A 12,189-nucleotide genomic window follows, 5' to 3' on the forward strand; every position below is an offset into this window, starting at 1 on the left:
TCATGGGCGGTCGGTTGATAAGAGCAGTTCGTCGGGTTACTGCGGTTGGCCGTGCCCGGAATGACACGGTTCTCTTGGTCGAGGCTGCACTACGATTCCGGCCGAGCGCCAGAACCGCAAACTGCTTGCTGCGCGGAAAGCGCAAGCAGGTCTTCAATAAATCGCCGGATCGAGCCGGTGCCACGCCGAGGTACGAGGGGGGACCGGGAGACGCCGACCCGATCCGGCGGACTCATCGACGGGTTTACCGCCGATGCGAGAGATAGAGCACTAGTCGTGCCAGGTCAAAAAATTGAAATAAAAACAGAAATATAGGGAGTTCTCGGCAATCTTTTCGTTGGCGAGGTAGCCGGATGACGCCCTCGCGCCCCGAAAACTGTTGCCTGCCGGCGACGGCGATCCTGGTCGTTATTTCAAGCTACTGATAAAAAAGAAAAAGAAGTGTCGTCGAGCGGCGACATACCTCACTTGAACGCGGCGGGATCGATGCCGTGGCGCGACAGCAGTTTGTAGAACTCGGTCCGATTGCGTCGTGCCAGCCGGGCGCTGCGGGAGACGTTGCCGCCGGTGATCTGCAACAGCCGGATCAGGTAGTGACGGGTGAAGCTCTCCCGCGCCTGTTTCAGCGGCGGCATAACCTCGCCGGGCACTGTCCCACCGTCGCGGACCAGCGCCTGTCGCACCTGGTCGGCGCCGATCACCCGGGCACGTGTGAGGGCGACGTTGTGTTCCACCATGTTGCGCAGCTGGCGGATGTTGCCCGGCCAGTCGGCGGCCGTTAACAGTTCCATGGCGTCGGGCGCGTACACCTTGGGCGGCCGCCCCTTGTCTTCGGTCAGCTGCTTGAGGAAATGATCCACCAGCAGTGGAATGTCCTCGCGGCGCTGCGCCAGCGGCGGCAGCGTCAGCGTCACGACGTTCAGCCGGTAGTAGAGATCCTCGCGGAAGTCGCCCGCGGCGATTGCCTCGCGCAGGTTGCGGTGGGTGGCCGAGATCACCCGGATATCCACTGCCACCGACTGGCTGCCGCCCACCGGCCGCACCTCGCCTTCCTGCAGGGCCCGCAGCAGTTTCACTTGCAGCGAGGGCGGCATGTCGCCGATCTCGTCCAGCAGCAGGCTGCCCCCGTGGGCGTCGCGGATCAGCCCGGGCTTGGCCGTCTTGGCATCGGTGAACGCTCCTTTCTCGTGGCCGAACAGTTCGGATTCCAGCAGGGCCTCCGGCATCGCCCCGCAATTGATCGCGACGAAGGGCTTATCCGCACGCGGGCTGGCACCGTGGATTGCGCGGGCCAGCAGTTCCTTGCCGGTACCCGAGGCGCCGTTGATCAGCACGGCGGCATCGCTTTCCGCCACCATGCGGGCTTCACCCAGCAGTGAATGCATCTCGGCGGAACGGGTAATCACCTGGGTCGCCCAGTCGTCGCCCTGATCGTGGTTCGTGCGGCCGGCACCGAGCGCGTGCTGAATGCGTTCGGACAGCGCCGCCCGGTCAACCGGCTTGGTAAGGAAATCCAGCGCCCCCTGCTGGGTGGCGGTGACTGCCTCCGGAATGGTGCCGTGGGCCGTGAGCACGATCACCGGCAGGCCCGGCCGTTCGCGGCCGATCTCGCCGAGTAGGGCCATGCCGTCCATGCCCGCCATTCGCAGGTCGGTAATCACCAGGTCCGCGGCAAAGCCGGTAAGGCGTGACAGCGCTTCCCGGGCCGATTCGGCAGTGACGACCTCATGGCCATCGCTTTCCAGCCGCAGGGACAGCAGCCGGCGCAGGCCGGGGTCGTCATCGACCAGCAGGATGCGTCCGGTGGCGGCGGCCCGGGTCATCGAGGGTCTCTCAAGGCGCTTCACCCAGGTTGCGTTCGATATTGGTAATGGCATCGAGTTTGTCGCGGGCCTCATTCAGAGCCCGGGCCAGTTCGTCTCGCTCACCCCGGGCCTCGCGCTGTGCCTGTTCCAGTGACGCGATGTGTCGCAGGGTGGCGGCCCGCACCGACAGGAAGCCGCGCACGGACGGTGTCCAGTCCGCCTCCGGATCGTTGAGCGCCTGTTCGATATGGTCGGCGGCCGCGGCTGCATCGGCGTCGGGGTGGCCCCACTGTCCCTCGGCCAGCCCCAGGCGCGCCGTCGCCATCGGATCCGGCTGGTCCTGCCATTGCTTTCGGGCTTCCGCCAGGGCGGTCTGGCGTCGGTCGGCGTCAGCGGCGGCCAGCTGTTCGGCGTAAGCCACCAGGTCCGGCGGCGGCGGTTCGTTGGTCCGGGGCTGCTGCAGCGCGGCGCAGCCGATCAGCGATGTGCCGACGATGACGGCAAGTAGCGGCCGGATTGTGCGCATCACGCCACACTCCCGCGCGGCAGACGGATGCGCATACAGGCCCCGCGATCGGCCTGGTCGACAATCTCGATCTCGCCGCCGTGCGCGCGCACTGCTTCGCGTACCACCGACAGTCCGATACCGGTGCCGCGCACGTGGCGGCCGGGGTCGGGGTGCGCCTGATAGAAAGGGGTGAACACCTGCTCGCGCTCCTCTGCCGGAATGCCTGGTCCGTCATCCGTAACTTCGATGATCATGCCCCGCCGTGTCCGTCGGCCGCCGATGTCGATGCGGCCGCCTTCGGGCGAGAACTTGATTGCGTTGGTCAGAAGGTTATCGAAAATCAGCCGCCAGCGGTCACGATCAGCGTTCAGCGTCAGACCGGGCTCGGGCAGTGTCATGGTCAGCCGGTGACTGTCCAGCGTCAGCCGATGCCGGTCGAGTACCTGTTCCACCAATTCCCGCAGACCGAATTCGGTGGCGTCGATCTGGGCATGCTGTTCGCGCCAGGCGGCGAAATCCAGCAGGTTGTCTATCAGCGAGGTCAGTTCCAGGCTGTTGCGCAGCAGGATGGCGACTACCTCCCGCTGCGGCGGCGCCAAGCCGCCGAGACTGTCGTCGTCGAGTAGTGAAACACCCTCGCGAATACTGGCCAGTGGTGTTTTCAGCTCATGTGACATGTGGCGGAGGAAGCGATTCTTCTCCCCCTCGAGCTCACCCAGGCGCTGGCGCATGCGGTCGAGCTGGTAGCCCAGTGCATCCAGTTCGGCCGACGGGGCGCTGATTGCCACCGGCTGGTCGAACCGACCGCTGCCCAGTCGCTGGATGGCGGCACGAATCTGGCGGATCGGGCGGGATATGACCACGGTGAACAGAATCACCAGCGCCACCGTCGCCGGTACCAGCGCCACCGTGCACAGCAGCAGGAACAGGCCTACCTCGCCGGCGGTGGATTCGATCCGGGCCACTTCCCGATCGATGAAGACGTTGCCCTGATCGGTGATGGCCTGGGCCAGGTCGCGCATGGTCTGGAAGCGCGACATCTCGGAATCGAGGGCGTCACCGTCGATCTGGCTGTCGAGCAGGGCGCGGCGGACCAGCTCGGCTTCATGTCGCAGATCGGTCAGGTTCCAGCCGGGCATCGTCTCCAGCTGTAGCCGGCCGAGGTCGTCCAGTGCGGCCGAGAAGGCGTCGTGGTGATCGTTGAAACGCTCCACCAGCACCGGATCCCCGAGCACAGCGAACTGCCGCGCGCTGCGCTCCATGGCGGTGATCCGTTCCTGCGCCTGGCGGCTGAGGCGGGTGACGGCCACCCCCTGGCGGACCAGGCGCTCGCTCTGGCCGGCCAGGCGGTCTACGTAGACCGCGCCCACCCCCAGCGCCAGCAGCAGGGGCAGGGCCACGATGCCGAACCCGGCCACCAGCAGGCCAGGCACGGAACGGGGGCGAAAGGGGCTGGATCGGCGCGGCATAAGGCGTCAGCATAACGGTTTATCCCGATCCATCCCGAGACCCAGGAGAGTTGCTTGAGCCACACCCCGCAAGCGGTGGCCGAACCGGCCCTGCCCGACACGGCCGATCTGGCCCGGCAACTGGAGCAGGCGCTGGATGCCCTGCGCGCGGCCGGCGCCGACAGCGCTGAGGCCCGCCTGGCCGTGGGCCGGGCGCTGAGCGTGGAAGTGCGCCAGGGTGATCTGGAATCGGTGGAATTCCAGGCCGACCGCGATCTGGCGGTCACCGCCTATCGCGGTCGCCGCAGCGCCACCGCGACCACCACCGACCTCAGCGACGAAGGCATCCGCTCGGTGACCGCCAGAGCGGCGGCGATGGCGGTGCATACGGGTGAGGATCCCTGGGCCGGTCTGGCCGATCCGGACACGCTGGCCCGCGAGTTCCCTGATCTCGATCTGGTACATCCCTGGGAGCCGGAGGTGGCCGACGCGCGGGACTTGGCCCTGGCCTGCGAGGCTGCCGCGCTGGCGGCGGATCCGCGCATCCACCAGTCCGACGGGGCGGCGGTGGAAACCAGCGATACCGTGTCGGCCTACGCCAACACGCACGGTTTCTTCGGCGCCGAGCGGGCTACCCGCCACGGCTGGGGCTGCACCGTCATCGCCCGCGCCGACGGGCAGATGCAGCGCGATGCCTGGAGCAGCAGTGCCCGCTGCCGCAATGACCTTGAGCCGGTAGCCGACGTCGGCCGGCTTGCCGGGGGGCGAGCCGCGGCGCGCCTGGGCGCCACCACGCCGAGCACCTGCCGGGCGCCGGTGTTGCTGCCGCCGGAACTGGCCCGATCGCTGTTCGGTCACCTGGTAGGTGCAATCAGCGGCGGCACCCTGTACCGGGACGCTTCGTTCGCCAAGGATCGGCTGGGTGACACCCTGTTTCCCGACTGGCTGTCAGTGATCCAGCGGCCGCATCTGCGCCGGGCGATGGCCAGCGCCGCCTTCGACGCCGAGGGCGTGGCGACCACAGAGCGGCCGATCGTCGACCGCGGCGTGCTTGCGGATTATCTATTGGGCAGCTACGCCGCGCGGCGGCTGGAACGCCGCACCACCGGGAATGCCGGTGGTGCGTTCAATCTCTGCATCGAGGGCGGCAGCGGCGACCGGGACGCGCTGCTGCGCACCATGGATACCGGTCTGCTGGTCACCCAGCTGATGGGACAGGGCGTCAACCTGATGACCGGCGACTACTCCCGCGGCGCGGCCGGTTTCTGGGTGGAACAGGGCCGGCTGGTGCATCCGGTGCAGAACGTCACCATCGCCGGCAATCTGCTGGACATGTTCGCGGGGATTGTCGCGGCCGGTGACGATCCCGACTGTCGCGGCGCGATCCGCGCCCCCAGTCTGCTGATCGGGGAACTGACCATTGCCGGCCAGTGAGGCCGGATGGATTCAGTCGGCCGAGCCGGCTTCATCCAGCCGCACCAGCGGCTGGATGTGTTTGAGGCGGTCGACCGGGTCTGGCGTCGACAGCAGGGCGTGCTTGGTGGCCGCGTCGAAGGGCAGCAACTCGGTCAGCCGCGACGACAGCCAGCCGGCGGAGTCGTATTCGCGCGGGCGGCTGGCGTAGGGCTCGCCGAGCCGGTCGTACAGGGCCTCGGCCACCCGCTTGAGACCGGCGAATTCCAGCGGGCAGGGCACGTCGCGACGCTCCTGCAGAAACCGCACGGTGCCCCACCAAAGGCCGTTGTCGGCCTGCCGGCGGTCGAGCACCTCGAAGCGGCGATCGCCTTCCACGGTGATGCCCAGGTAGCCGTCCTCGAGCCGGTCGAAATCCACGATCTCGACCAGCGTGCCCACCGAGCGCGGTGCGGTGGACTGGTTGCCCTCCGAGCCCGGCTCCAGCGCGCAGACCCCGAAGCCGGTCTTGCCCTTCATGCACAGGCTGACCATGTCCACGTAGCGGGGCTCGAAGATGCGCAACGGCATCACGCCGCCCGGGAATACCACGCTGGACAGGGGAAACAGCGGGAAATCGGGAAAGTCGTGCGGATCAATATCGCTCATGGAACAGAGGTTTCCGGCGGATCGGTGAATTCGGGCGTGCGCTTCTCCATTGCGGCGCGCACTGCCTCCTGCTGATTACGACTGGACAGCATGGTGCGTTGCAGGTCGGCTTCCAGCGACATGGCGCGCGTACGGTCGATCTGCCAGGCCTGCTCGAACAGGGTCTTGGCCCCGCGCACCGCGTCCGGCGACTGGCCGGCGATCTCTCCGGCCAGCGTGTGGGCGGCGGCCAGCGGGTCGGCGTCGGTGCGGGTCACCAGGCCCAGCCCGGCGGCTTCGCTGCCGTTGACGATGCGGCCGGTGAAGGTCAGCTCCTTGGCGCGGTCAATGCCGATCTGGTTGGCCAGGGTGAGGGTGGCGCCCATATCCGGTATCAGACCCCACTTGACCTCCATGATCGACAGCCGGGCATCGGGTGCGGCAATACGGATGTCCGCGCCCGCCGCAATCTGCAGGCCGCCGCCGAATGCCACGCCCTGAATTGCGCCGATCACCGGGACCGGGATCTTGCGCCAGATCAGCGCCGCCATCTGGGCGCGGTTGGCGCCGTTATCCTCGATGCCGAACAGGGCCTGCTGGATGTCGATACCGGCGGCGATGAAGCTGGGATAGTCGATGCCCGAACAGAAGCTCTTGCCTTCGCCGCGCAGGATCACCGCCCGCAGGTCCCGGCGTTCCACCAGCGCCTTGCCGGCAGCTAGCACGCTCTCGAACATGTCCATGTCCAGGGCATTGTGTCGGTCGGGACGGTTCAGGCAGACCTCGGCAATGCCGTTTTCCACGTGGGTGATCACGCGGTCGCTCATGTCGTTTCTCCGATGTAACAGGGATTGCGGCCCACCGTGGGCGGCTCGCAGCCTGATAGGGTGCCATATCCGGCCGGCCAGCCGTCCCCGGTGGCGACTGGACAGAGCCGCGGCGCGCGGCTAACGTCTGCGCCGGTGAACGATACCGACCCCCGACTGCAGCAGCGCCAGCGTATTGCGGATGGCTTCATGCGCGCGATTCCCCACAACACCGCCCTGGGGATGTCGGTGGTGGATACCGGGCCCGGCACTGCCCGGACCAGGCTGGACTACCGGCCCGAGTTTCTCGGCGACGTCGCCGCCGGTCTCTGGCACACCGGCCCGGCGATCTCGCTGGCCGATGCCACCGCCGGCCTCGCGGTGTTCCTGGGATTGCCGGAACCCGGCTCGATCGCCACGCTGGACCTGCGCATGGATTACCTGCGCCCGGCCCTGGCCGATCAGCCGCTGTTTGCCGACGGCGTGTGCGACCACATCACCCGGCGGATCGTGTTCGCCGGCGTGCGGATGCATCAGGGGAACCCGGCGCGTCCCACCGCCCGCTGCACCGCCACGTTCATGCGTACCGGTCGGGCGTCGGCGGTCGCCGCCGAGGCCGCGGAGGAATGAATACGCCGCCGCCGAATGCCGCCATCATGCCGGACGACCCGCGGGCGCTGGTGGCTGCGGTGCCTTACGCCGCCTACCTGGACCTGCGCATCGAGCAGGATGCCGACGGCGCCCGCATCTTCCGGTTGCCGTACCGCGAGGACCTGATCGGCAACGCCCGGCTGCCGGCCCTGCACGGCGGCGCAATCGCCGGTTTCGTGGAGAGCGCGGCCCTGTTCGAGGTGCTGATCTCGCAGGCCCAGCAACGCGTGCCGCGCGTGGTCGACATGACCGTGGATTATCTGCGTTCCGGCCGGGCCCGGGATACCTTCGCCGTCGGTCGGGTGGTACGCCAGGGCAGCCGCATCGCCCAGGTGCAGGTGGATGTCTGGCAGGACCAGCGCGAGCGGCTAATCGCATTCGCGCGGGCGGACTTTCTGCTCCAGGAAGACTAGCGCTTACAATTGGCGGCATCTGTCATCCATCCGCCGATTCCATGAGCGACACTCCCAGCCGCGTTCTCCAGGACCTGGTCGACCTGCTCGATCTGGAGAACATCGAAGTCAATCTCTTCCGCGGCGAATCCCGCGACCTGGGCGGCAAGAGCGTGTTCGGCGGGCAGGTGCTGGGCCAGGCGCTGGTGGCCGCCACCCGGACGGTGGATGAGGGCGTCGCCCACTCGCTGCACGCCTATTTCCTGCGCCCCGGCGCCATGGACGCGCCGATTGTCTACGAGGTGGACCGGGTGCGCGACGGCCGCAGTTTCGCTGCCCGACGCGTGCAGGCAATCCAGCACGGCCGGCCGATCTGTTCCGTGATTGCCTCGTTCCAGCAGCCGGAGGAGGGGGCCTCGCATCAGGCCGCCATGCCCGAGGTGCCGTCGCCGGAATCCCTGGCGCCCCAGTCCGAACTGCGCCGCAAGTGGATGGACGACGCGGGCCCGCTGCCCGAGCGGCTGCAGTGGGCCCTGACGCGCCCGCTGGCGCTGGAATTCCGGCCGGTCAATCCCTGGAACGGGCTGGATCCGGACGCGCGCGAACCGCAGCAGCAGATCTGGTTCAAGGCCGCCGGGCCGCTGCCGGCGGAACCGGTGCTGCATCGCTGCATGCTGGCCTATGCCTCTGACTACAATCTGCTGACCACCGCGCTGCTGCCGCACCGCATGTCGTTTCTGCAGCCGGACATGGTGGTGGCCAGCATCGACCACGCGCTGTGGTTCCACCGCACGCCGCGGGTGGACGACTGGCTGCTCTACGACATGGACAGCCCGGCTGCCAGCGGGGCACGCGGGCTGACTTTCGGGCGCATATTCAGTCGCGACGGCGATCTGGTGGCCTCCGTGGCGCAGGAAAATCTGATGCGCCGTATCGATGGCAAGCGCGAGTGAGCCCGATGATCTTCGCCGGGCGCTGACCGGACAGCGCCTGCCGGCCGCCTTTGTCGATCTTGACGCGTTTGACGCCAATGCGGCCGCCCTGCTGACCCGCGCCGGCAACCGCCCGATCCGGGTGGCCAGCAAGTCCGTGCGCTGCGAGTTGCTGCTGCGGCGCGTTCTGGACAGCCATCCCCGCTACCGGGGCCTGATGTGCTTCACCGCCGCGGAAGCCGCCTGGCTGGCCGGGCGGGGCTTCGACGATCTGCTGGTGGCCTATCCGACCACCGATGATGTCGCCATCGCCGCAGTCTGCGACCACCTCGCGGCGGGCAGGCGGCTCTGCCTGACGGTCGACGATGCCGCACATCTGGATCGTCTGGCAGCGATCGCGGCCCGCGTCGGGGTGGTGTTGCCGGTCTCGGTGGAATTCGACTGCTCGCTGCGGCTGCCCGGACTGAATTTCGGCGTTTGGCGCTCGCCGCTCCGTCAGCCGGCGGATCTGCTGGCGCTGGCACAGGCCGTCGCCGATCACCCGCATCTGCATCTGGCCGGCCTGATGGGTTACGAGGCGCAGCTGGCCGGGGTGCCGGATGCGGCTGCCGGGAGCCGGGCGAGAAATGTGGTTGTCCGCCGGCTCAAGCAGCTGTCGCGCCGGGTCATTGCACGGCGGCGCGGCGCCCTGCTGGCGGCCCTCGCGCGTGAAGACCTGCTGCCGGCGATGGTCAACGCCGGCGGCACCGGCTGCCTCGAGGCATCGTCCACGGCGGACGGGGTGACGGAAGTCACGGCCGGTTCCGGGTTGTTCAATCCGTGGTTGTTTGACGGCTACCGGGGGTTTCGTCATTGCCCGGCAGCCGGCTTCGCGCTTCCGGTGGTCCGTCATCCGGCACCGGGGGTCGCCACCTGCCTGGGCGGTGGCTATCCCGCCTCCGGCGGCGAACGGCCGGCGCCGCAGCCCTGGTGGCCGGCCGGCGGCCGATTGTCGCCGCTGGAAGGCGGCGGCGAGGTGCAGACGCCGGTGTTCTTCGCGCCGGATGCGGTGCCGGCCATCGGCGAACCGGTGCTGTTCCGACACGCCAAGGCCGGTGAGCTGTGCGAGCGTTTCGATCGCCTGCTGCTGATTCAGGGCGGCAGGGTGGTGGACGAGGTGCCGACCTATCGCGGGGCCGGGCAGTGTTTCCTGTGACGATGGCCGACTGACGTGTCGCGATGGCGCAATTGGTCCGGCGTCATTGTCTGCACCCCGCGCCGGCTTGCGATCCCGGCCGATGAGGCGGAACTGGCAGCCATCATCCTGGCGGCTCGTGAGGCAGGCGAATGCGTGCGGCCGGTCGGGGCGGGCCACTCGTTCACCCCGCTTTGCGCGACCGATGGGGTGCAGGTCTCTGTGTCCCGCTTTACCGGGCTGCGGTTGGTGGATCAGGCGACCGGTCGCGTGCGGGTCGGGGCCGGTACCCGCCTGGGCGAACTCGGGGCGGCACTTCACGACCATGGGCTGGCCATGCCCAATCTCGGCGACATCGATGTGCAGTGTCTGGCCGGAGCGCTGGCCACCGGCACCCATGGCACCGGCGTGGCATTCGGCAATCTGGCGACCCAGGTGACCGGCATGCGCTTGGTTGGTGCCGACGGGCAGGCTCGCTGGTGCAGCGCGGATAATCATGCCGACATTTTTCACGCCGGCCGCATTCATCTCGGCGCTCTTGGCGTGGTCACCGAGGTGGAACTGGCCTGTGTCCCTACCTACCGCTTGCACTACCGCAGCGGGCGGATCGGCTGGGACGACATGCTTGCGGGCCTCGAGGCACGGCGGGCCACCCACCGCAACGTGGAGTACTACTGGTTTCCCTATACCGACACAGTCCAGCTCAAGACCATGGACGAAACCCGCGAGTCGCCCCGCGGCGGTGGTCGCTGGCGACGCTGGCAGGACCTGCTGGTGGAGAACGGCGGCCTCTGGGTGCTTTCGCGACTCGCCCGTGCCCGGCCGGCGAGCTGCCCGCGCCTGAACCGTATCGCCGCCGCCGGGGTGCCCCGTCATGACCAGATCGCGCCGGCCCATGCCGCCTATGCTACCGCCCGGCTGGTGCGCTTCAATGAAACCGAATACAGCCTGCCGCGGGCGGCATTGCCCGAGGTACTGCGGGCAATCCGCACGGTGATCGAACGCGATCGCTTTGCCACCAATTTCCCGCTGGAGATCCGCGATGCCGCGGCTGATGATGTTCCGCTATCGCCGGCTTACGGTCGGGATTCGGCCTATATCGCCGCCCATGTGCATGCCCGCATGCCGTTCACCGATTACTTCACCGCGCTGGGCGAGATTTTCCGGGATCACGGTGGCCGGCCGCACTGGGGCAAGTGGCATGACGAGGATGCCGGGCGTCTGGCATCTCGCTATCCGGCATGGCGAGATTTCGAAGCGGTTCGCAAGCGGCTGGATCCGGATGGGGTGTTCCTGAATCCGCATTTGTACCGGGTGCTGGTTGGCAGCGGTTGATCCGCGCGGCTCAGCCGCGTGCCGGCAGCGGCGTGACCCAGAGTTTCCAGGTGCCGGTGGCCTTCACTTCGATATAGAACTCACCGCTGGTGTCCACGTCGAGATGACCCTCGCCGGGGCCGGTGCCGTAGGAGCGAACCAGCTTACCGCTGGTGCGGTAGATGTAGATCACGAAGATCACGTCCTCGTTGCGGTAACGCACCCGGAATGGTCCCGGACTGGTGAAGACGGCGGTGCTTTCGCGACCGTGGCCGGCGAAATCGAATGACAGGTGCCGGTCAACTGCGCGGTCGTAGCAGGCCAGCCGGTCGTTGTCCCCGGTTTGCGCCCGGCAGGAGCGAAGCGCCGCGGCGGCCTTGTCGCCGAGCGCCGGGTCAGCCGCGAGTACGCCCGATGCGGCGAGCACGGCGACTACGGCAAGCAGACCGGCGAAGCGCTGGCGGACGGTCACCAGTCGAACGGACAGGCGGTACAGTCTTCCATGTGAGTGCCCTGGAAGATGGCGTAGGGATAGCGCGCGCCGGTCATGTCGGCACCGGCCAGATTGGCCAGCGACAGCTTGGCTTCCTGAAGATTGGCATTGACCAGCCGCGCCCCGTCGAGCTGGGCCTTGGGCAGCCAGGCCATCTCGAGATTGGCGGCCGTGAGGTTGGCGCCTGACAGGGTGGCACCGGACAGCCGCGCGAAGTTCAGGTTGGCGCCGCGCAGGTTGGCGTCGGTCAGATCGGCCCCCTGCAGGAAGGCGGTGACCAGAACGGCGGCTTCCAGATTGGCGCCGCGAAGATTGGTGCCGCGCAGGTTCGCGTGCTCGAGATCGGCCCGGGCCAGGTTGGCCCCGGCGAGATTGGCACCGGACAGGTCGGCATTCTCCAGATCGGCGTGACGCAGATCGGCGTTCCGGCAGTCGGCGCCGGCTTCGATGCGGCAGTCGCCAATGGTTCTGGCCGGCGCGTCATCGGCGGTCTCGCCGGCGGCGAGACTCTGCCCGGCCGTCGCCAGGCATAGCGCCATGAGGAGAATTGCGGGCTTTCGCATGATGGATTCCTGAAAAAAAGAGGGCCGAATCCGTGGCGGAGCGACTTAGTGGAGATTTGGAGA

The 12,189-nt window shown here is 67.9% G+C and carries 13 protein-coding genes; 6 read left to right on the top strand and 7 right to left on the bottom strand.

What is annotated here, in order from left to right:
* Positions 1-464 precede the first annotated feature (464 nt).
* The 3 genes from RM532_RS09790 to RM532_RS09800 are packed head-to-tail and all read right to left on the bottom strand — an operon-like array spanning position 465 to position 3,782.
* Positions 465-1,823, bottom strand: coding sequence for a sigma 54-interacting transcriptional regulator (locus RM532_RS09790; protein WP_311653141.1), 1,359 nt, complete (start codon positions 1,821-1,823; stop codon positions 465-467).
* 10 nt (positions 1,824-1,833) lie between these two features.
* Positions 1,834-2,334, bottom strand: a complete 501-nt coding sequence (locus tag RM532_RS09795; RefSeq protein ID WP_311653142.1) for a hypothetical protein — start codon at positions 2,332-2,334, stop codon at positions 1,834-1,836.
* Positions 2,331-3,782 carry a HAMP domain-containing sensor histidine kinase gene (locus RM532_RS09800; RefSeq protein WP_311653143.1) on the bottom strand — a complete coding sequence of 484 codons (1,452 nt, stop codon included), beginning with the start codon at positions 3,780-3,782 and terminating at the stop codon, positions 2,331-2,333. Before RM532_RS09800 ends, RM532_RS09795 begins: the two co-directional genes overlap by 4 nt.
* A gap of 54 nt (positions 3,783-3,836) precedes the next feature.
* Between RM532_RS09800 and pmbA the strand changes: the two genes are divergently transcribed.
* Positions 3,837-5,195: a metalloprotease PmbA gene (gene pmbA, locus RM532_RS09805; protein WP_311653144.1), complete on the top strand. Its 1,359-nt coding sequence runs from the start codon at positions 3,837-3,839 to the stop codon at positions 5,193-5,195.
* Positions 5,196-5,207: 12 nt separating this feature from the next.
* On the opposite strand, the gene RM532_RS09810 is transcribed toward pmbA, so the two are convergent.
* Together RM532_RS09810 and RM532_RS09815 are read right to left on the bottom strand one after the other, a co-directional pair.
* Positions 5,208-5,822, bottom strand: a complete 615-nt coding sequence (locus RM532_RS09810) for an LON peptidase substrate-binding domain-containing protein (RefSeq protein ID WP_311653145.1) — start codon at positions 5,820-5,822, stop codon at positions 5,208-5,210.
* A complete protein-coding gene (locus RM532_RS09815; protein WP_311653146.1) occupies positions 5,819-6,628 on the bottom strand; it encodes a crotonase/enoyl-CoA hydratase family protein in 810 nt (269 codons plus the stop codon). The genes RM532_RS09810 and RM532_RS09815 overlap by 4 nt, the downstream gene beginning before the upstream one ends.
* A 135-nt stretch (positions 6,629-6,763) precedes the next feature.
* Here RM532_RS09815 and RM532_RS09820 point away from each other — a divergent pair, with 135 nt between their 5' ends.
* The 5 genes from RM532_RS09820 to RM532_RS09840 are packed head-to-tail and all read left to right on the top strand — an operon-like array spanning position 6,764 to position 11,091.
* Positions 6,764-7,237, top strand: a complete 474-nt coding sequence (locus RM532_RS09820; protein WP_311653147.1) for a PaaI family thioesterase — start codon at positions 6,764-6,766, stop codon at positions 7,235-7,237.
* A complete protein-coding gene (locus RM532_RS09825; protein WP_311653148.1) occupies positions 7,234-7,671 on the top strand; it encodes a PaaI family thioesterase in 438 nt (145 codons plus the stop codon). Before RM532_RS09820 ends, RM532_RS09825 begins: the two co-directional genes overlap by 4 nt.
* 41 nt (positions 7,672-7,712) lie before the next feature.
* Positions 7,713-8,603: an acyl-CoA thioesterase II gene (gene tesB / locus RM532_RS09830; protein ID WP_311653149.1), complete on the top strand. Its 891-nt coding sequence runs from the start codon at positions 7,713-7,715 to the stop codon at positions 8,601-8,603.
* A complete protein-coding gene (locus RM532_RS09835; RefSeq protein ID WP_311653150.1) occupies positions 8,587-9,777 on the top strand; it encodes an alanine racemase in 1,191 nt (396 codons plus the stop codon). Before tesB ends, RM532_RS09835 begins: the two co-directional genes overlap by 17 nt.
* Before the next feature lie 15 nt (positions 9,778-9,792).
* A complete protein-coding gene (locus RM532_RS09840) occupies positions 9,793-11,091 on the top strand; it encodes a D-arabinono-1,4-lactone oxidase (RefSeq protein WP_311653151.1) in 1,299 nt (432 codons plus the stop codon).
* 10 nt (positions 11,092-11,101) lie between these two features.
* On the opposite strand, the gene RM532_RS09845 is transcribed toward RM532_RS09840, so the two are convergent.
* Entirely contained in the window at positions 11,102-11,542 is a 441-nt protein-coding gene (locus tag RM532_RS09845) for a hypothetical protein (protein WP_311653152.1), read from the bottom strand.
* Complete coding sequence (locus tag RM532_RS09850) at positions 11,539-12,126, bottom strand: pentapeptide repeat-containing protein (RefSeq protein ID WP_311653153.1); 588 nt, start codon at positions 12,124-12,126, stop codon at positions 11,539-11,541. The genes RM532_RS09845 and RM532_RS09850 overlap by 4 nt, the downstream gene beginning before the upstream one ends.
* Between the last annotated feature and the right edge of the window lie 63 nt (positions 12,127-12,189).

Source organism: Spectribacter hydrogenoxidans (genome assembly GCF_031846275.1).
GTDB lineage: Bacteria > Pseudomonadota > Gammaproteobacteria > Nevskiales > Salinisphaeraceae > Spectribacter > Spectribacter hydrogenoxidans.

Bases quoted from the DNA above. Each gene is read 5' to 3' on its own strand.
- RM532_RS09790 (WP_311653141.1), bottom strand. From the start codon at position 1,823: ATGACCCGGGCCGCCGCCACCGGACGCATCCTGCTGGTCGATGACGAC.
- RM532_RS09800 (WP_311653143.1), bottom strand. From the start codon at position 3,782: ATGCCGCGCCGATCCAGCCCCTTTCGCCCCCGTTCCGTGCCTGGCCTG.
- RM532_RS09810 (WP_311653145.1), bottom strand. From the start codon at position 5,822: ATGAGCGATATTGATCCGCACGACTTTCCCGATTTCCCGCTGTTTCCC.
- RM532_RS09815 (WP_311653146.1), bottom strand. From the start codon at position 6,628: ATGAGCGACCGCGTGATCACCCACGTGGAAAACGGCATTGCCGAGGTC.
- RM532_RS09825 (WP_311653148.1), top strand. From the start codon at position 7,234: ATGAATACGCCGCCGCCGAATGCCGCCATCATGCCGGACGACCCGCGG.
- tesB (WP_311653149.1), top strand. From the start codon at position 7,713: ATGAGCGACACTCCCAGCCGCGTTCTCCAGGACCTGGTCGACCTGCTC.
- RM532_RS09835 (WP_311653150.1), top strand. From the start codon at position 8,587: ATGGCAAGCGCGAGTGAGCCCGATGATCTTCGCCGGGCGCTGACCGGA.
- RM532_RS09850 (WP_311653153.1), bottom strand. From the start codon at position 12,126: ATGCGAAAGCCCGCAATTCTCCTCATGGCGCTATGCCTGGCGACGGCC.